Origin of the sequence: Micromonospora sp. NBRC 110037, assembly GCF_001652995.1 — a bacterium.
In the GTDB taxonomy this organism is placed as follows: Bacteria; Actinomycetota; Actinomycetes; order Mycobacteriales; family Micromonosporaceae; genus Micromonospora; species Micromonospora chalcea.
Genome location: NZ_BBVA01000007.1, coordinates 1 through 16,553 on the forward strand (window position 1 = coordinate 1; position 16,553 = coordinate 16,553).

A 16,553-nucleotide genomic window follows, 5' to 3' on the forward strand; every position below is an offset into this window, starting at 1 on the left:
ATCACCGCGATCAGACAGGCGTTCACCGCCTACGGCGTGCCGGCCATCGTGCTCAGCGACAACGGCATCGCGTTCACCAGCCGCCGCACCCGACCCGGATCAATCTCCACCTTCGTGCAGACCCTGATCGACCACGGCACCCGCCCGATCAACTCCAGCCCCTACCACCCACAAACCTGCGGCAAGGTCGAACGCCACCACCAAACCCTCAAAAAATGGCTGAGCACCCAACCCCCACCACAGACCCTCACCGCCCTGCAAACACTCCTGGACACCTACCGCCGCTACTACAACACCCAACGCCGCCACAGCGCCCTACCCCACCGCACCACACCCGCCCACGCCTGGACCCACGCACCCACCCTCGGCGGACCCACCAGCCCACCCCTGCAAACCGACGCCACCCTGCACCACTGCCCCGTCGCCAGCAACGGCGCCATCGCCGTCGCCGGACACCGCACCAGCGTCGGCACCACCCACGCCGGCACCACCGTCACCGCCATCCGCGACAACAACCACGTCACCATCTACCACCCCGACGGCCAACCCATCGGCTACCTCCACCTCAACCCCGACAAGAACTACATCCCCCTCACCCCCACCCCCACGATCCACAACCCCTGACACATCTATCGGGACTTCCCGTTGACACATGTCCCGGGACATGACAGCCCTCATGGGGGCCTTTTCGTACCAAGATCTACCGAGCCGAGCCGAGCTGCGGACCGCGGGGGTCAGGAGGCGCTGCGGGTGCGGCGCTCGGAGCGGTCCAGCTCGACGGCCTCCTCCGGGGTGGGCGCGCTGCCGCCCAGGTGGGCCGGCTGCCACCAGGTGTCGTCCGGGCCGGACGGCTGGTCCGGGTACTCTCGCTGGGCCCGGTCGACGAGCGCCGACAGCCGGGTACGCAGGTCGGCGGTCATGACTGTGGCGTCCGGGTAGGCGGCCGGGTCCATCGGATCGCCGACGATGATGGTGATCGGCGTGTGCCGGCGGGTGAGCGTGCGCGGGCGGCCCTTGGTCCACAGGCGCTGGGTGCCCCAGAGCGCGACCGGCAGCAGCGGCACGCCGGCTTCCTGCGACATCCGGGCCGCGCCGTTCTTGAGGTCCTTGACGACGAAGGAGCGGCTGATCGTCGCCTCCGGGAAGACGCCGACCACCTCGCCGCGGCGCAGCGCGCTCACCGCGGCGGCGTACGAGCCGGCGCCGGCGGCCCGGTTGACCGGGATGTGCTTCATGCCGCGCATGAGCGGCCCGGAGACGCGGTGCCGGAAGACGCTGTCCTTGGCCATGAAGCGGACCAGCCGCTTGGCCGGGTGCGCGCCGTAGCCGCAGAAGATGAAGTCGAGGTAGCTCACGTGGTTGGATGCGAGCACGGCGCCGCCGGTGGGCGGCACGTGCTCGCTGCCGGACACGTCGAGGCGCAGGTCGAGAAGCCGGAACATCGTCTTCGCGGCGGTGATCACGGGTGGGTACACGAGTTCCGACATGGCGAAACTTTACCCCGGGTAGGTTACGCGACCGTAGGGCCGACTGCCCTCGGCAGACCGGGCCCGCGTACCGGGGGCGGTGTCCGCCGCGTTCCTGGACAACGTCCTGCCCGCCGTCGCGGGCGACTAGGTTCGAGGCATGCCCGACCTCGCCGCGATCGTCATCCACTGCCGCGACCCGTACCTGCTCGCGCCGTTCTGGAGCGCGGTCACCGGGCTGCCGGTGGTCGAGGAGGACCGGGTGAAGCTCGCCGAGGGCACGCTCGCCCCGGCCGAGGCGGTGCTGCTGCGCGACCCGCACGGCCGGCGGCCGGACCTGTGGATCAGCCCCGCCGCCGAGCTGCCCGCGCCCGGCCGGATCCACCTCGACCTGGTCGGCGACGCCGAGGAGCGGGCCGCCGTGCTGGAGGCGGGCGCGACAGTGGTACGCGAGCTGCCGCGCTGGACCGTGCTGGCCGACCCGGAGGGCAACGAGTTCTGCCTGCTGCCGCCGGACGAGGCGCACACCGCGCGTCCGCCCGGGCACTGACTCATTCGGCCAGCTCGTCGAGGTCGAGCCGGCCCCGGGCGAACGCGTCCACCCGGCCCCAGCGGCCCGGGATGTCCAGCACCTCGATGCGTCCCATGCCCATCGGCAGGCGCGGGTCCACCGCCAGGTGCCCCTCGTGCGGCTCCAGGCCCAGCATGGTGCGGATCAGCAGCAGCGGCGCGCCGGTGGACCACGCCTGCGGACTGCACGCGGTCGGGTACTCCACCGGGAACTTCGTCAGCTCCCGCTGGTAGCCGCCGAATGCCTCGGGCAGTCGGCCGTCGAAGTAGGCGGCCGCGTCGAGGATGCCGTTGGCCACGGTGGCCGCCTCCTCGTTGAAGCCGTACCGGCGCAGGCCCCAGGCGACGAACGAGTTGTCGAACGGCCAGATCGTGCCGTTGTGGTAGCCGATCGGGTTGTAGCGGACCTCGCCCTCGGCCAGCGTCCGCACCCCCCAGCCGGACCAGAGCCGGGGCCCCACCAGGTGCTCGGCGACACTCGACGCCCGTTCCTCGTCCACGATCCCGCTCCACAGCAGGTGGCCGATGTTGGAGCTGAGCACGTCGCACTGGCGCCCGTCCGGGTCCAGCGCGAGCGCGTAGAAGCCGCGGTCGGCGACCCACCAGTCCTGGTTGAAGCGCCGCTTCAGCTCCGCGGCCTCGCGTTCGAGCTGGTCGGCGTACGTGTGGTCGCCCCAGAACACCCGGGCCAGCCGGGCCGCGCGCATCTTCGCGTCGTACGCGTAGCCCTGCACCTCACAGGTGGCCCGGGGAAACGGCGGCAGCGTGCCGTCGGCGTACGAGATGGAGTCCCACGAGTCCTTCCAGCACTGGTTCTCCAGGCCGGTGTCGGTGTTGCGCCGCTCGTACCAGATGTAGCCGTTGCCGATCAGGTCGGCGTACTTGTCGATCCACCTCAGCGCGGCCCGGCACTCCAGTTCCAGCTCCTTGACCAGCGCCCCGTCGCCGGTCCACCGCTCGTACTCGTCGAGCAGCACCACGAACAGCGGGGTGGCGTCCACCGAGCCGTAGTACGGCGAGTGCGGCTGCTCCTCGAACGCGGCGGTCTCGCCGTAGCGCATCTCGTGCAGGATCCGGCCCGGGTCCTCGTCCCGGAAGTCGTCGAACCGGGTGCCCTGCAGCGCGGCGAGGATCCGCAGCGTGGTCTTCGACATCTCCGGCGCGAACGGCAGCACCTGCAGGCAGGTGAGGATGCTGTCCCGGCCGAACATGGTCATGAACCAGGGCAGGCCGGCCGCGGGCAGCGTCTGCCCGCCGAGCGACAGCGGCGAGAAGCGCAGCGCAGCGAGGTCGACCAGGCTCCGCCGGTAGGTCGCGGCGAGATCTTCGTGCTCGCTGTTCAGTTTCGGGGCCCGGCTGATCCACTCCTCCAGGTCGTGCTGGAGCGCGAGCCGCTCGACGCCGTGGGCGCGCAGCCCGATCCGCAGGTCCCGGCCGCCGGGACCGATGGCGAACGTCTGCACGTCGATGACGGCGTCCCACTGCTCGTTGGGTTCCAGCCGCAGGCTCCAGGCGAAGCCGCGCTGGTCGTAGCGGGCCGGCTGGTTGGCGGAGACGACGGTCTCGCGCCGGAAGTTGCCCCGCCGGTAGCCCAGGCGCAGCCGGTCCGACTCGGCCTCGGCGTACAGCTCGCCCTTCTTGTTCAGGATCTCGTCCTTGATCTGGAAGAGGTCGGCGAAGTCGGACCCGGCGTCCATCCGGACCTCCAGGTCGACCGCCTTCTCGTCGTGGTTGAGGATGGTCAGCGTCTCCCGGAAGCTGCCGCCCACCGCCCGTTCCCGGATCACCGACAGCTTCGCGTCGATGTAGTGCGTGGCCATGCCGGGCACCAGGAAGAACCGGGCCTCGTAGTACTGCAGGTCGTCGTAGGACAGGACGTTGAGCCGCTCGCCGTTGACGGTGAGCACCCACTTCGACAGGTAGCGCGTGTCGAGCGAGAAGAGACCCGTCGGCTCGTTCGGGGTGGCCTCGATGTCGCCGCTGTCCTCGCTGACCACGAACGTGTTGCCGTCCAGGATGCGGACGGTGTTCTGCCCGGGCATCAGGCGCCCCTCCCACCGAACGTGTGACGTGGTCCCCGGGAGTCCGGCGGACCGGGGAAGACCCGCTCGACCTGCAACACCAGCCGGAGGTCGCCGACGACAGTCATGTCGCCCCGCAGCAGCGCCGCGATGGCGTTCTCCTCACCGCCGACCAGCTCGGCGAAGAGGCGCGGCTCGGTGCCGACCACGGTGTCCGCCTCGCCGTCCTCCTGCCGGACCCGCAGGTTGCCCCGTTCTATCTCCAGCAGCCAGTGCGTGGTGTGCGGGCCCTCGTGCAGGTCGAAGCGCAGCGTTCCGGATGTCTTGACCAACAGGGGCTCGAACCCCCGCCGGTCCAGGTCCTCGAAGAATCTTGTGGCCATGTCCACCATCCGGGCGACTCCTCCCGCGTTCCGCGGTCTTCCGTCCGGGATGCGGTGTCCCCACCCGTTCCGCGGTCAACCTCGCCCGATCCGGGTGACCGCCGCGCCGCCTGCGTGACGCGGAACGCCGGCCCCCGAACCGGGAGCCGGCGTCACCGCGTCGGTCAGGTCAGTTGTTGGGGTCGTCGGCGCTGATGTCCGCGAGCACCGACTGGGGTTCCCGCTCGACCGCCAGGTCACCCATGGAGATGAGGCCGATCAGCCGGCCGTCCTCGACCACCGGGAGCCGGCGGACCGCGTACGTGCGCATCAGGTCGGCGGCGGCCACCGCGTCGTCGTACTGGCTCACCGTCACCACGTCCTTGCTGGTGATCTGGTTGAGCCGGGTGGAGGTGGGATCCATGTCCTCGGCCACGCCCCGCACCGTGATGTCCCGGTCCGTGACGATACCGACCACGTTGTCGCCGTCGGTCACCACCACGTCGCCGATGGCGCTGTCGCGCATCTCCTGCGCCGCGGCGGTGAGCGTGTCGTTGCCGTCCATCGTCACCAACCGGGTCGTCATGAACTCTCCGACCGTTGTCATGGTGCTCCCCTCTCGGTGTCGGCAGGGCGGTCTACCCGCCGCCCGAGGCGGGGTAACGCGGGGCGTCACCGCCGGTGGCTCAGGCGCCGGCGCAGGTCGTAGAAGCCGTTGCTGGACAGCCCGTAGAAGATCGGCAGCAGCAGGAGCACCACGAGCGCCACCGGCACGCTCAGGAACACGCCCACCAGACCGGCGATCGCGTACGCGAGGACGCCGAGCAGCGCCCGGACGCGTTCGGCCTCGAAGAAACGGGCGGGGACGTGCGGCTCCAGCAGTTCCGGGTGCCGGCTCAGGTAGTGGTAGAGCCACAGCCAGGTGATCGACAGGATCACGCCGACCAGCCCGTACGCGGACACCGCGACCCGCTCGTCGAAGACGTCGCCCTCCTCCACGGCGCGGGAGACGAGCGCGGTGACGAACGGCAGCAGCGCCACGCTGAACAGCACGCCGAGGTTGGCCCAGTGCAGTCCCCGGTCGGCGCAGCGGACCCGGTGGAACGTCCCCTTGTGGTTCAGCCAGTTGACCGCCACGTACAGGTAGGACGTGACATAGGCGAGGTAGACCGGCCACTGGTCGAGCAGCGCGCGCAGCATTCCGCCCGGCGCCGTCTCGGGCACCCGCAGGTCGAGGACCAGCAGCGTGATGACGATGGCGAAGACCGCGTCGCTGAACCCGATCGCCCGGCCCGTGTCCGAACGCATCCCGGCGGCCTCGGTGTCCCCTTCGGCCGTCATCGGCACCTCCGCCCTGCCGGCGCGGGGCGGCCGGCGACCCGGCGGGCATACCCGCTGCGCGGATGTCCGTGCCGGGTGGCCCGGCACGGACGCCCGCGGGGTCAGCGCTCGGCGGCGACCAGCTCGGCGAGCTGCACGGCGTTCAGCGCCGCGCCCTTGCGCAGGTTGTCGTTCGCGCAGAACAGCGCGAGCCCGTGCTCGACGGTCTCGTCGGCCCGGATCCGGCCGACGTACGTCGGGTCCTGGCCGGCCGCCTCCAGCGGCGTGGGCACGTCGCGCAGCGCCACGCCGGGCGCGCCGTCGAGCAGCTCGCGGGCCCGGGCCGGGTCGATCGGGCGGGCGAACCGGGCGTTGATCTGCAACGAGTGGCCGGTGAAGACCGGGACCCGCACACACGTGCCGGAGACCTTCAGCCCGGGGATCTCCAGGATCTTGCGGCTCTCGTTGCGCAGCTTCTGCTCCTCGTCGGTCTCGAACGAGCCGTCGTCGACGATCGAGCCGGCGAGCGGGAGCACGTTGAAGGCGATCGGGCGGGCGAACGAGCGCGGCGCCGGGAACTCCACCGCACCGCCGTCGAAGGCCAGCCCGGCGGCGTCCCCGGCCACCTTGCGGACCTGCTCGTCCAGTTCCGCCACGCCGGCCAGGCCGGCCCCGGAGACCGCCTGGTAGGTGGCGACGACGAGGCTGACCAGCCCGGCCTCGTCGTGCAGCGGACGCAGCACCGGCATGGCGGCCATCGTGGTGCAGTTGGGGTTCGCCACGATGCCCTTCGGGCGGTCGGCGATCGCGTGCGGGTTGACCTCGGCGACCACCAGCGGCACCTGCGGGTCCATCCGGAACGCCGAGGAGTTGTCGATCACCACGGCGCCGGCCTCGGCGACCCGGGGAGCCAGCTCCTTCGCGGTGGCCTTGCCCGCCGAGAAGAGCACGATGTCCAGGCCGCGGTAGTCCGCGGTGGCCGCGTCCTCGACGGTGACCTCGCCGTCGCGCCACGGCAGGGTGCGCCCGGCCGACCGGGCCGAGGCGAACAGGCGCACCTGCTCCGCCGGGAACTCGCGCTCCGCCAGCACCTGCCGCATGACGCCACCGACCTGACCGGTGGCTCCCACAATGCCGATCCTCATGCCCGCGAGGCTACCCAGCCGGGCGGTGCGGGTGGGAAACGTTTCCCACCGCGCGGATGCGGGGCGACGGGAATCACAGGCCCGCCGCCCCGTCCGGTCACGTGTGGTCGACCACGTCGCCGAGACCGCTGGCGACCAGTTCGTCCCGGATGACCGCCGCGTCCCCCTCGATCACCATGGTCAGCGACTCGGGGTGCAGGTAGGTCGCCGCGGCGGCGGAAACGTCCTCGACGGTCGCCGCGAGCAGTTGCTCCCGCAGCCGCGCGTGGTAGTCGTCCGGCAGGTCGTGCACGACCAGCGTGGTCAGGGCCGCGGCGATCGCCCGGGGGCTCTGCAACTCGACCGAGAGCTGGCCGGCCCGCCAGGAACGCGCCACCTCCAGCTCCTCCTCGGTGACGCCGGTCAGCTGGGTGCGCGAGATCTCGCCCACCGACTCGACGAGCGCCGGCGCGGTCACCGCGGTCTGCACGCCGGAGCTGACCGCGAACCGCCCGAACCGCCGGGACGAGGCGAAGTCGCCCCGGATCCCGTACGTGTAGCCGCGCACCTCGCGGATCAGGTGGTTGAGCCGGGACGTGAACGCGCCGCCGAGCACGGTGCCGGCGAGCGTCATCGGCACGTGGTCCGGGTGGGCGCGGTGCGGGGACGGGTGGCCCAGCCGCAGCGTGGACTGCACCGAGCCGGGCCGGTCCACCAGAATGATCCGGCGCTGCCCGGTCAGCGGCACGTCGATCGGGCCGCCGCGTTCCACCGGGCCGCCGCCGGCGCCGGCGAACGCCGTCGCGGCGAGCGCGTCCAGGTCGATCCGCTCCAGGTCACCGGCGACGATCAGGGTGCCGGGGCGGATGAACCACTCGGAGTGGAAGACGGTGACGTCGTCCACCTCCAGCGCGGCCACGCTGTCCGGGTCGCCGTAGAGCGGGCGGCCCCACCGGTGCTCCGCGCCGAACAGCTCGGCCCGCAGCACCGCGTCGGCGCGCGGGCCCGGGTTGGCCCAGTCCATCCGCAGCGCCGTCGCCTCGTCGTCGCGGACCCGGCGCACGTCGGCCGGGTCGAGCCGGGGCGTACGGACCGCCTCGGCGAGCAGCTCCACGGCGGCGGTCAGCCGGTCCACCGGCACCTGCACGCTCACCTGGAACGAGTCCCAGTCCAGCCCGGTCGACAGCTCGGTGCCGAGCGCCTCGATGGCCAGCGCGTACGCGGTGGCGTCCCGCTGCGCGGTGCCCTCCTCCAGCGCCTTGGCCAGCACCGCGCCGAGCCCTTCCTTGCCGACCGGCTCCCGGCCCGCGCCGCCGTCGAGAAGCAGCAACGCGACGGCGAGGTTCTGCCCGGGCAGGTGCGCGGCGACCACCTGGCCGCCGGCCGCTGTCCGCCGGACCACCTGCGGGAACCGGTAGGCGCGGGCGGCGCCGGGGCCGGGACGGGTGGCGATCAGCGACATCACTTCTCCTCGGGCAGGTAGGTCAGGATCACCCGGTCGGCGGCGCCGAGCAGCTCGGCGGCCTGCTCGGCGATCTGCTCGGCGGTCACCGCGAGCCAGGCCGGCAGCCGGTCGGCCGCGCGGGCCGGGTCGCCGAACTGGGTGGCGTACCGGCCGAGCGTGTCGGCCCGCCCGTCGACAGTGGACATCTGCCGCCACCACATGGTGCTCAGCAGCGCCTTGGCGCGGTCCAGCTCGGCGGCGGTCACCGGCACCGTGGCCAGCTCGTCGACCACCTCGGCCAGCCCGTCGCGCAGCCGCTCGGCGCTCACCCCGGGGCGGGCCGTGGCGGTGGCGATCAGCGGGGCGGGCGCGTGTGCCAGGTCCACCCCGTACGCGCCGACGAGGTCCGGCTGGGCGATCCGCTCGCCGTCGGCCAGGCGCTGGTAGAGGCGGCTGCCCCGGCCGCTGCCGAGCACGGTGGCCAGCACCGTGGTCACGTCGTACCCCGGGGTGCCGAACGGGTGGGTGCGGTGCGCGACGTAGACGCGGGGGGCGGGCACGTCGGCGGTGACCGTCTCCACCGCCGGGCGGCCGGTGGCCGGCACGGTACGGCCGTCCGGCGCGGCCGGGATGTCGGCGCGCGCGGCGAGCCCGCCGAAGTACTTGTCGGCGAGCCCGAACACCTCGGCGGCGGTGGTGTCGCCGACCACGGTGAGGACGGCGTTGTTCGGCGCGTAGTAGGTGCTGTGGAACTCCTGGAAGGTGGCCAGGTCGGCGGCGTTCAGGTCGGCCATCGACCCGATCGTCGCGTGGTGGTACGGGTGCCCCGGCGGGTAGAGCAGCGGCAGCAGGCGCAGCCAGGCGTCGCCGTACGGCACGTTCTCGTAGCGCTGCCGCCGTTCGTTCTTCACCACGTCGCGCTGGTTGTCCAGCGTCTCCTGGGTCAGCGCCGGCACCAGCCCGCCCATCCGGTCGGCCTCCAGCCAGAGCGCCAGCTCCAGGTGCTCGGCCGGGACCGTCTCGAAGTAGTTGGTGCGGTCCGGGTTGGTGGTCGCGTTGAGCGAGCCGCCCGCGCCCTGGATCAGCTTCATGTGCTCGGTCTTCGCCACGTTCACCGAACCCTCGAACATGAGGTGCTCGAAGAGGTGCGCGAAGCCGGTCTGTCCGGCCGGCTCGTGGCGGGAGCCCACGTCGTACCAGAGGTTGACCGCCACGGCCGGGGCGGTGCGGTCCTCGCTCACCACCACACGCAGGCCGTTGTCCAGTCGGGTCGTCTCGATCGGCCAGGGGAAACCGCTGTCGGGCATGAGACGACGCTATCCGATCCCGGAGGCGGAAAGGTGACACGCGCGCCGGAGCATCGTCGGTGCGCGCCGGGGTACCCGTGCGGGCATGGCCGCCACCTCACCGTCCGCCGTCGAGCGCGCCGCCGCCGCGCTGGCCCGGCTCCGGCACGCCCGCCTGCTGCACCCGGCCGGGCGCACGTTCGGCGGCGAGGTCCGGATCTGGGGTACGCCGGGACCGCCGACCGGGGTGCCGCTGCTCGACCTGCCGGGCCGGTGGCCGGCCACGATCCGCCTCTCCAAGGGCGTGCCGACGCCGGGCGCCTGGCCGGACGTGCTGGGCGTGGCGGTACGGCTGCGCCGCGACCCGGAGCCGCCGGTGGACCTGCTGTTCAGTTCCAGCGGCGCAGCGCCGGTGCTGCGGAACCTGCCGCTGCCCCGGCGGCGCTTCACCGGGACGTACACGTCGATCATGCCGTTCCGGGCCGGCGGGCGACGGCTGTTCCTGGCCGTGCTGGCCGACCCGGAGTCACCCGACCTGGGTCGCGGCCTGGCCGAGGCGGGCGCGGCGGTGGCCGCCGACGAGCCCCGGCTGGTGCTGGCGGTGGCCTCGGCGGCAGGCCGGTGGCGGCCGTTCGGCGAGGTACGCCTCGAAGGCGAGCGCGGCGCCGCCGAGGACGCCGCGCTCGCCTTCGATCCGACCGGCAACGTGCCGCCGGGGTTGCGCCTGGCCGGCCCGCTGGCCCGGTTGCGGGACGACAGTTACCGGGGTTCCCGCCGGGCCCGGGGCGCGACGCTCAGTCGGGCGGCTCGACGGGGGTGACGGTCTGCTCGGAGGTGCGGTGCTCCAGCACCGTGTCGGGGGCGGCGTTCTGGTCCGCCTCGCGGATGTCGGACTCGGTGAGGATCGCGTCGGCCTGCGCCTCCGCGTCGTCGCTGCCCGCCGCCGCCTCCTCCGGCAGCAGATGCGCCCGGGACTCGATCCGTTCCTGGTCACTGGGGTCATGGCTGGTGGTCATGGCGATCACATACCCCGTGTTCCGCACTTCGGAACGACAGCGGGCTTTCCGGCGCGCGTCGGGTACGCTGGCCGATGTGACGCGGTCGTATCGATGGTTTAGGCAGCCGGCTGGAGGAGCCGGGTGACTCGACCATGAGCTGACGTCACTTACCTCTTCGAGCCGGCCGGGCAGGGATTCTTTTCCCTGCCCTTTCGTATGCGAGCAGCCGGCTCGATCCCCCGGACCCGGCACGGGGGCACGGTCGGCGGAAGGAATCCCCACCGTGACCACGTCCCAGGACGCCCATCGGGTCATCGACCAGCGCATCGACCGTGTGGTGCCGCTGACCACCCCGGCCCTGCTGCACCACCACCTGCCGCTCGAGACGCCGCTGGCCGAGGCCGTCGTGGCGGGCCGCCGTGCCGTCGGCCGGGTGCTGGACCGCGACGACGACCGGCTGCTCGTCGTCGTCGGCCCCTGCTCCGTGCACGACCCGGCCGCCGCCCTGGAGTACGCGGGCCGACTGCGCGAGGCCGCCGCCCGGGTCGCCGACGACCTGCTCGTGGTGATGCGCGTCTACTTCGAGAAGCCGCGCTCGACGGTGGGCTGGAAGGGCCTGATCAACGACCCGGCGCTGGACGGGTCCGGCGACGTGAACACCGGTCTGCGTACCGCGCGGGCGCTCCTGCTCGACGTGCTGCGGCTGGGCCTGCCGGTGGGCTGCGAGTTCCTCGACCCGATCACCCCGCAGTACATCGCGGACACGGTGGCCTGGGGCGCGATCGGCGCGCGGACGGTGGAGAGCCAGGTGCACCGGCAGCTCGCCTCCGGGCTGTCCATGCCGATCGGCATGAAGAACCGGCCCGACGGCAGCATCGCCACCGCCGTGGACGCGATCCGGGCGGCCGGGGTGCCGCACGTCTTCCCCGGCATCGACGTCTCCGGCACCCCGGCGATCATGCACACCCGGGGCAACGCGGACGGGCACCTGGTGCTGCGCGGCGGGGGCGGCCGGCCGAACTACGACGCGGAGTCGGTGGCCGGGGCGCTGGAGCTGCTGCGCGCCGCGGGCCTGCCGGAGCGGGTGGTGGTCGACGCCAGCCACGCCAACAGCGGCAAGGACCACCGCAACCAGCCGCTGGTCGCCGCCGACGTGGCCGCCCGGCTCGCCGCCGGTCAGCGCGGGATCGTCGGCATCATGCTGGAGAGCTTCCTGGTGCCCGGTCGGCAGGACCTGGACCCGACCCGGGAGCTGGCGTACGGCCAGTCGGTCACCGACGCCTGCATCGGGTGGGACACCACGGCCGAGGTCCTGGAGCACCTGGCCCAGGCCGTCCGGGCCCGCCGGGCCACGCTGCCGGCCCCGGCCTGAGCGGGGTTGGGGCGGGTTTGACCGGTTCGGCGCCGGGTAGGTGGTCGGCGTGACCGATGACGCGCCCGTGACCGAGCAGCCCGACACGCGGCCGCTCGACGACCTGCTCGACGACATCTACCACGGCCAGGAGCGGATCACCCAGGCGGACATCTACCGCCGGGCGGTGGCCGCCGAACTCCCCGCGGAGCTGCTCACCCGGATCGCCGCGCTCCCCCAGGGCGAGTACGCGGCGGACGAGGCGGCCGATCTGCTGGGCGGCACGGTCGCCTGAGCCCCCGGAAGACGAGAGGACGCGACATGACCGACCGCAACCCCGAGCACGAGCACCTGGCGGCGCTCGGCCAGCCCCCGGAGGGCGTCGACACGCTGCCGGAGCCGGACTTCGCCAACGAGCACGAGCGCACCGCTGTGGACCGGGACATCGTCACCGGGGAGGACGAGGAGGAGCGGGAGCCGGAGGCGTCGCGCGGCTGGGCCGGCGAGGACCACGGCACCACCCCCACCTGACCGTGGGAGACGCGCGAAAAGGGGGCCGGCGTGCGCCGGCCCCCTTTTCGTGTCCGCATCCCTCACGCCTCGTGGTGACCGCCCTCGGCCGCCTGCTGGGCGACCGCGTACCCCATCTGGAGGAAGTCGGAGGCGGCCACCGCGGTCAGCGCGGTGGCGACCAGCCGGGTCAGCCGGGGCGCCAGCACCAGCCCGCCGGTGAGCCCGGTGGCGACCCAGACCGCCAGGCAGAACGGGCAGCTGACCAGCTCGCCGAGCGCGTGCCGGGTGGGGCTGCCCTCGTCGCGGACCTGCTCCATCACCTCGCCGCTGCCGATCGGGTGGTCGTAGCGGGTGAACGGCGCCCGCAGCGGGCTGGTGATCGCGTCCTTGGACAGCAGCCGGCTGAGCTTGTGCGTGGCGATCGAGAGCAGCACCACGTCCGCCGGCGTGGGCCGCTCGGGCACCGGCCGTCCGGTCGCCCGGACCAGGCCGACGAGCGCGGCGGTCACGCCCGCGTACGTGCCCATCGCCTTCAGGTAGCCCTCCAGCGGCCGGTGCTCGTGCGGCGCGTACGCCTGGCGCAGGCGCGCCACCTTCTGCTTCAGGCCACTCCCGGTCAAGCCGGCCTCCTCGTGCTCGTCGTGCGGCCGGGCTCAGCCGGCGGTCAGGTTGTCGGCCACCTCGCGGTCGAGGTTGGCCAGGATCTCGTCGGCCAGGTCGTGGTCCGGGCCGGCCAGGTCGAGCCGGACCCGGGCGCCGCCCGCGTCGGCCGGTTCCACGTCGATCTCGGCGGACCAGTCCGCGGCGCTCCACCGGGCGCGCATGTCGTCGGCGTCGACGACCTCGACCCGGCAGGTGCCGGAGTTGCGCAGCCGCTCGGGCAGCCAGGCCGAGGAGCGGTCCGGATCAGTGGCGGTGTTGAACACCACCTCCGGGGGCGCGGACATGCCGCGCTCGGCGTGGCTGCCCATCAGGCGTCCCGCAAGCGGCTCGGGTCGACCTCCCGGCCGGGGTGCCGGGCCAGGTACTCCGTCTCCAGTTCGGCGGTGCGCCGCAGGTGGTTGGCGAGCGCCGAGTCGGTGGCGTGGCGCAGCGTGTCCAGCCGGGTGCGGTGCAGGCTCTGCATCTCCCGGACCAGGTCCTCGTCGCCCAGCTCCACCGGGTCCACCCCGAGCTGCTCGCCGTCGACGGTGCGGGCGTGATCGCCGTCCCACTCCGCGACCCGCTGTTCCGGGCTCGCGTCCCGGCGTACCGATTCGGTCATCGTCGCCCCCTCGTCTCGTTCGGGTTGGCACCTGTTCGGATGCCCAGCGGGCGTGCCACCAAACCACCGCCCGGACTACGACGCCGTGTCGGAGACGCCCGGGGAGTCCCGGTACTCTCGTGGGCATGGAACGGCTCTGGACACCGGCGTGGATCGTCCGCCACGTGGCCATGGTCGTGCTGGTGGCGGGTTGCCTCGGGATGGGCTGGTGGCAGGTCACCCGCGCCGCCGGGGGCAACGCGATCAGCTTCGGTTACGCGATCGAGTGGCCGGTGTTCGCCGGTTTCGTGATCTTCGTCTGGTGGCGGGAGGTCCGCCAGACGCTGCGGGCGACGCCGCCGGGCGACGCGCAGCCGACGGCCGATCCGGCGCCGTCGGCGGCCGCCGGCGCCGAGCCGGCCGTCACCACCCCGGCGGTACGCCGCCCGGTGCGCGTCGTGCGGACGCCGTCCGCCCCGGCCGACGGGGCGGACGACGCCGAGCTGGCCGCGTACAACCGCTATCTATCCTGGTTGAACGCCAATCCGGGCGCCCGGCCCGGCGACTATCCCGGCTGAGGCCGGTGCGGAAGGACGGACGACGGTGGGCGGAGCCCTTACCCGGTACCGCGTGATCGCCTGGATCGTGGGCGTGGCGCTCGTGGTGCTGGTCCTGATCGGCATGCCGCTGAAGTACGGCTTCGACAACCCGAGCGTGGTGGGCGTGGTCGGCGTGGCGCACGGCTGGCTGTACATGCTCTATCTGGCGCTCACGTTCGACCTGTCCCGCCGGGCGAACTGGCCGCTGAAGCGGATGCTGCTGGTGATGCTCGCCGGGACCGTGCCGTTCGTCTCGTTCTACGCCGAGCGGCGGGTCAGCCAGTGGGTGGCTGCCGAGCAGCAGCCGCGTACCCCGGAGCCGGTCGCGGGCTGAGCGCCGCTCACCGCGCCGGTCGCCACGGCTCGGCCGCCGGTGGGTCGGCCCAGCCGCCCATGCGCGCCGCCTCGCGGGCGCGGCGCAGCGCCCGGCTGACCTGACCGAACTGTCGTTCGTCGTCGCTGCTGAACAGCAGCACCTCGGTGCCCCGCACCCGGCCCCACAGCTCGTGCGCCGGGGGCCGCCAGCGGTCGCCGATCAGCACGAGCAGCAGCGGCACCAGCCCGACCGCGCCGAGCAGGAGGTACGCCTCGGCGGTGAGCCGGTGCAGGCCGCCGGTGAAGCCGAGCAGCAGCCCGACCGCGGCGATCATCGCGGCGGACACGGCGACGGCGCGGATCGCGAGCCGGTCGTGCGGGCCGCGATCGGTCCGCACCTGGGTGATCTCGGCCACCGGCCAGCTGTTGCGGCCGACGGTGAAGCGCTCGGCGGTGACGACGATGCCGGGGCGGGCGTAGAGCAGTTTGGGCGAGGTGGGTCGGGGCGGCTGGGTGGCGGAGCGTTCGGTCTGCACGGCGGCCTCCCGGGGACGCGGATCCCGTGCGGGAATCCCGGTTCCGGGCTTCATTGTGTTGCGGGCCCGCCACCTGACCTCGGGTTTTCGGCGATCGGCCTCCGGGTCCGCCCCGGGTGGCCCGCCGGAAAGAGGAAGCGATTTCAGTCTTTGTCATGACTTTGCGTGGCGGTGGCTGACGACATCCGCCCAGAACGACCAATCGGGCGAGCCACACCATGCTGCACCATCGTCACTTTCCGCCACTTTGCCAACTTTCGCCCCTGCTTGAACTCCCGACCACTCCGATCACGGGTTAGGTTGTGCAGGTCGGCCCGGTCGACAGCCATCCACCCGGATGGCCCCGGGCCGGTGTCGCCGGGTCGCGAACGCGCCCGGCGACCGGTGGGAGAGGAGCTTTCCGCTCTTGTCGTCCTTACGGATGCTGCTCCGCTCGCTCGCGGTGGCCGGCCTCTCGGCCGCGCTGCTCGCCCCGGCGCAGGTGGCCCGGGCCGAGCCCACACCCGCAGAGCTGACGAAGCAGATCGAGAAGTCCTCGACTGAGCTGGAGCGAATCGTCGAGTCCTACAACAAGCTCAACGAGGACATCAAGGCCAACAAGGCCACGGCGGCCACGTTGGAGGCCCGGATCGGGCCGCTGCAGGAACAGGCCGAGCGCAGCCGCGCCGAGGTGGGCGTGCTGGCGGCGACGGCGTACAAGACCGGCGGCATGCGTACCGCGGCGGCCCTGCTGGACCCGGGTGGCCAGGCCACGCTGCCGGAGCGGCTGGGCACACTGGACCAGCTCACCCGCCAGCGCCAGCGCACCCTCTCCAGCTTCACCGCCGACCAGCAGCGGCTGATCGACCAGAAGACCCGGCTGGACGCCACGCTCGCCCGGGAGGCGGCGCAGGCCAAGCAGCTCAAGTCCGCGAAGACGCGGATCGAGGGAGACCTGGCCGACCTCTACGAGATGCGGCGCAGGGCGTACGGGCGGGCCACCGAGGCGCCCGGCAACGCCGGCTCGGCGGGCAAGCCCCCGGCCGTCTCCGGCGACGCCGGCAAGGCCGTGCGGTACGCCTACGGCGCGGTCGGCAAGCCCTACGGCTATGCCCAGGACGGCCCGGGCAGCTACGACTGCTCCGGTCTGACGCTCGCCGCGTGGCGGGCCGCCGGAAAGTCGCTGCCGCACAGCGCGGCACGGCAGTGGAACGCAACCACGCGGATCAGCCGCAGCCAGCTGCAACCGGGTGACCTGGTGTTCTACTCCGGGCTCGGGCACGTCGCGCTCTACGTCGGCAACGGCCAGATCATCGACGCGCCCAGCGCCGGACGCAACGTCAGCAAACGCGGTATGAACATCATGTCGATCGCCGGCTACGGCCGGGTCTGATCGACGCGGACGGCGAACGGCCGGCGTCCCCCT

At 72.8% G+C, this 16,553-nt stretch carries 22 protein-coding genes; 9 read left to right on the forward strand and 13 right to left on the reverse strand.

The window, feature by feature from the left end; all coding sequences use genetic code 11:
* A partial coding sequence (locus A4R25_RS20465; protein ID WP_197494943.1) for an integrase core domain-containing protein occupies positions 1-624 on the forward strand: 624 nt, incomplete at its 5' end.
* A gap of 110 nt (positions 625-734) precedes the next feature.
* Here the strand turns inward: A4R25_RS20465 and A4R25_RS20470 are convergent.
* Positions 735-1,487, reverse strand: coding sequence for a 1-acyl-sn-glycerol-3-phosphate acyltransferase (locus A4R25_RS20470; RefSeq protein WP_030502236.1), 753 nt, complete (start codon positions 1,485-1,487; stop codon positions 735-737).
* Between the two features lie 139 nt (positions 1,488-1,626).
* Between A4R25_RS20470 and A4R25_RS20475 the strand changes: the two genes are divergently transcribed.
* Positions 1,627-2,016 (forward strand): VOC family protein, encoded by a 390-nt coding sequence (locus A4R25_RS20475; protein ID WP_043328838.1) that lies wholly within the window; start codon positions 1,627-1,629, stop codon positions 2,014-2,016.
* A gap of 1 nt (position 2,017) precedes the next feature.
* Here A4R25_RS20475 and A4R25_RS20480 read toward each other — a convergent pair whose 3' ends face one another.
* The 7 genes from A4R25_RS20480 to A4R25_RS20510 all read right to left on the reverse strand — a co-directional run bounded on the left by A4R25_RS20480 (position 2,018) and on the right by A4R25_RS20510 (position 9,614).
* The gene (locus A4R25_RS20480; protein WP_043328837.1) at positions 2,018-4,078 is read right to left on the reverse strand and encodes a glycogen debranching N-terminal domain-containing protein; all 2,061 of its coding nucleotides are present in this window, start codon (positions 4,076-4,078) and stop codon (positions 2,018-2,020) included.
* A complete protein-coding gene (locus tag A4R25_RS20485; protein ID WP_043328836.1) occupies positions 4,078-4,449 on the reverse strand; it encodes an SCP2 sterol-binding domain-containing protein in 372 nt (123 codons plus the stop codon). The genes A4R25_RS20480 and A4R25_RS20485 overlap by 1 nt, the downstream gene beginning before the upstream one ends.
* 160 nt (positions 4,450-4,609) lie before the next feature.
* Positions 4,610-5,026 (reverse strand): CBS domain-containing protein, encoded by a 417-nt coding sequence (locus A4R25_RS20490; RefSeq protein WP_043328834.1) that lies wholly within the window; start codon positions 5,024-5,026, stop codon positions 4,610-4,612.
* A 65-nt stretch (positions 5,027-5,091) separates the two neighbouring features.
* Entirely contained in the window at positions 5,092-5,760 is a 669-nt protein-coding gene (locus tag A4R25_RS20495) for a TMEM175 family protein (RefSeq protein WP_064447773.1), read from the reverse strand.
* A 101-nt stretch (positions 5,761-5,861) separates the two neighbouring features.
* Positions 5,862-6,884, reverse strand: a complete 1,023-nt coding sequence (locus A4R25_RS20500) for an aspartate-semialdehyde dehydrogenase (protein ID WP_064447774.1) — start codon at positions 6,882-6,884, stop codon at positions 5,862-5,864.
* Between the two features lie 97 nt (positions 6,885-6,981).
* Positions 6,982-8,325, reverse strand: coding sequence for a pitrilysin family protein (locus A4R25_RS20505; protein WP_064447775.1), 1,344 nt, complete (start codon positions 8,323-8,325; stop codon positions 6,982-6,984).
* Positions 8,325-9,614, reverse strand: a complete 1,290-nt coding sequence (locus A4R25_RS20510) for a pitrilysin family protein (RefSeq protein ID WP_043328830.1) — start codon at positions 9,612-9,614, stop codon at positions 8,325-8,327. The genes A4R25_RS20505 and A4R25_RS20510 overlap by 1 nt, the downstream gene beginning before the upstream one ends.
* 85 nt (positions 9,615-9,699) lie before the next feature.
* On the opposite strand from A4R25_RS20510, the gene A4R25_RS20515 reads away from it, so the two are divergent.
* On the forward strand, positions 9,700-10,413 hold the full coding sequence (locus A4R25_RS20515; RefSeq protein WP_064447776.1) for a hypothetical protein: 714 nt from the start codon (positions 9,700-9,702) through the stop codon (positions 10,411-10,413).
* Here the strand turns inward: A4R25_RS20515 and A4R25_RS20520 are convergent.
* Positions 10,388-10,609 (reverse strand): hypothetical protein, encoded by a 222-nt coding sequence (locus tag A4R25_RS20520; protein WP_013288141.1) that lies wholly within the window; start codon positions 10,607-10,609, stop codon positions 10,388-10,390. The two genes, A4R25_RS20515 and A4R25_RS20520, sit on opposite strands and share 26 nt — an antisense overlap.
* Positions 10,610-10,865: 256 nt before the next feature.
* On the opposite strand from A4R25_RS20520, the gene A4R25_RS20525 reads away from it, so the two are divergent.
* Genes A4R25_RS20525 through A4R25_RS20535 form a run of 3 tightly spaced genes read left to right on the forward strand, consistent with a single transcriptional unit; the run spans position 10,866 to position 12,473 of the window.
* Complete coding sequence (locus tag A4R25_RS20525; protein WP_064447777.1) at positions 10,866-11,963, forward strand: 3-deoxy-7-phosphoheptulonate synthase; 1,098 nt, start codon at positions 10,866-10,868, stop codon at positions 11,961-11,963.
* Positions 11,964-12,003: 40 nt separating this feature from the next.
* A complete protein-coding gene (locus A4R25_RS20530; RefSeq protein WP_018786980.1) occupies positions 12,004-12,237 on the forward strand; it encodes a hypothetical protein in 234 nt (77 codons plus the stop codon).
* Between the two features lie 26 nt (positions 12,238-12,263).
* Complete coding sequence (locus A4R25_RS20535; protein ID WP_043328824.1) at positions 12,264-12,473, forward strand: hypothetical protein; 210 nt, start codon at positions 12,264-12,266, stop codon at positions 12,471-12,473.
* A gap of 62 nt (positions 12,474-12,535) precedes the next feature.
* Here A4R25_RS20535 and A4R25_RS20540 read toward each other — a convergent pair whose 3' ends face one another.
* From A4R25_RS20540 to A4R25_RS20550, 3 genes are read right to left on the reverse strand one after another with little or no spacing between them, the layout of a single operon-like run.
* The gene (locus A4R25_RS20540) at positions 12,536-13,075 is read right to left on the reverse strand and encodes a DUF1360 domain-containing protein (RefSeq protein WP_030502249.1); all 540 of its coding nucleotides are present in this window, start codon (positions 13,073-13,075) and stop codon (positions 12,536-12,538) included.
* 33 nt (positions 13,076-13,108) lie between these two features.
* The gene (locus tag A4R25_RS20545) at positions 13,109-13,426 is read right to left on the reverse strand and encodes a hypothetical protein (protein WP_064447778.1); all 318 of its coding nucleotides are present in this window, start codon (positions 13,424-13,426) and stop codon (positions 13,109-13,111) included.
* A complete protein-coding gene (locus A4R25_RS20550; RefSeq protein ID WP_030502251.1) occupies positions 13,426-13,719 on the reverse strand; it encodes a DUF6158 family protein in 294 nt (97 codons plus the stop codon). Before A4R25_RS20550 ends, A4R25_RS20545 begins: the two co-directional genes overlap by 1 nt.
* A 125-nt stretch (positions 13,720-13,844) precedes the next feature.
* Between A4R25_RS20550 and A4R25_RS20555 the strand changes: the two genes are divergently transcribed.
* On the forward strand, positions 13,845-14,276 hold the full coding sequence (locus A4R25_RS20555) for a hypothetical protein (RefSeq protein WP_064447779.1): 432 nt from the start codon (positions 13,845-13,847) through the stop codon (positions 14,274-14,276).
* 25 nt (positions 14,277-14,301) lie between these two features.
* Positions 14,302-14,631: a DUF3817 domain-containing protein gene (locus A4R25_RS20560; RefSeq protein ID WP_043328820.1), complete on the forward strand. Its 330-nt coding sequence runs from the start codon at positions 14,302-14,304 to the stop codon at positions 14,629-14,631.
* A gap of 7 nt (positions 14,632-14,638) precedes the next feature.
* On the opposite strand, the gene A4R25_RS20565 is transcribed toward A4R25_RS20560, so the two are convergent.
* The gene (locus A4R25_RS20565) at positions 14,639-15,148 is read right to left on the reverse strand and encodes a DUF6232 family protein (protein WP_043328818.1); all 510 of its coding nucleotides are present in this window, start codon (positions 15,146-15,148) and stop codon (positions 14,639-14,641) included.
* Positions 15,149-15,554: 406 nt separating this feature from the next.
* Between A4R25_RS20565 and A4R25_RS20570 the strand changes: the two genes are divergently transcribed.
* Positions 15,555-16,520 carry a C40 family peptidase gene (locus A4R25_RS20570; protein WP_043328816.1) on the forward strand — a complete coding sequence of 322 codons (966 nt, stop codon included), beginning with the start codon at positions 15,555-15,557 and terminating at the stop codon, positions 16,518-16,520.
* The last annotated feature ends 33 nt before the right edge of the window (positions 16,521-16,553 follow it).

Coding starts and splice junctions, on each gene's coding strand:
- A4R25_RS20545 (WP_064447778.1), bottom strand. CDS start 13,426: ATGGGCAGCCACGCCGAGCGCGGCATGTCCGCGCCCCCGGAGGTGGTG.
- A4R25_RS20505 (WP_064447775.1), bottom strand. CDS start 8,325: ATGTCGCTGATCGCCACCCGTCCCGGCCCCGGCGCCGCCCGCGCCTAC.
- A4R25_RS20515 (WP_064447776.1), top strand. CDS start 9,700: ATGGCCGCCACCTCACCGTCCGCCGTCGAGCGCGCCGCCGCCGCGCTG.
- A4R25_RS20495 (WP_064447773.1), bottom strand. CDS start 5,760: ATGACGGCCGAAGGGGACACCGAGGCCGCCGGGATGCGTTCGGACACG.
- A4R25_RS20485 (WP_043328836.1), bottom strand. CDS start 4,449: ATGGTGGACATGGCCACAAGATTCTTCGAGGACCTGGACCGGCGGGGG.
- A4R25_RS20535 (WP_043328824.1), top strand. CDS start 12,264: ATGACCGACCGCAACCCCGAGCACGAGCACCTGGCGGCGCTCGGCCAG.
- A4R25_RS20475 (WP_043328838.1), top strand. CDS start 1,627: ATGCCCGACCTCGCCGCGATCGTCATCCACTGCCGCGACCCGTACCTG.
- A4R25_RS20500 (WP_064447774.1), bottom strand. CDS start 6,884: ATGAGGATCGGCATTGTGGGAGCCACCGGTCAGGTCGGTGGCGTCATG.
- A4R25_RS20550 (WP_030502251.1), bottom strand. CDS start 13,719: ATGACCGAATCGGTACGCCGGGACGCGAGCCCGGAACAGCGGGTCGCG.
- A4R25_RS20490 (WP_043328834.1), bottom strand. CDS start 5,026: ATGACAACGGTCGGAGAGTTCATGACGACCCGGTTGGTGACGATGGAC.
- A4R25_RS20555 (WP_064447779.1), top strand. CDS start 13,845: ATGGAACGGCTCTGGACACCGGCGTGGATCGTCCGCCACGTGGCCATG.
- A4R25_RS20510 (WP_043328830.1), bottom strand. CDS start 9,614: ATGCCCGACAGCGGTTTCCCCTGGCCGATCGAGACGACCCGACTGGAC.
- A4R25_RS20480 (WP_043328837.1), bottom strand. CDS start 4,078: ATGCCCGGGCAGAACACCGTCCGCATCCTGGACGGCAACACGTTCGTG.
- A4R25_RS20470 (WP_030502236.1), bottom strand. CDS start 1,487: ATGTCGGAACTCGTGTACCCACCCGTGATCACCGCCGCGAAGACGATG.
- A4R25_RS20520 (WP_013288141.1), bottom strand. CDS start 10,609: ATGACCACCAGCCATGACCCCAGTGACCAGGAACGGATCGAGTCCCGG.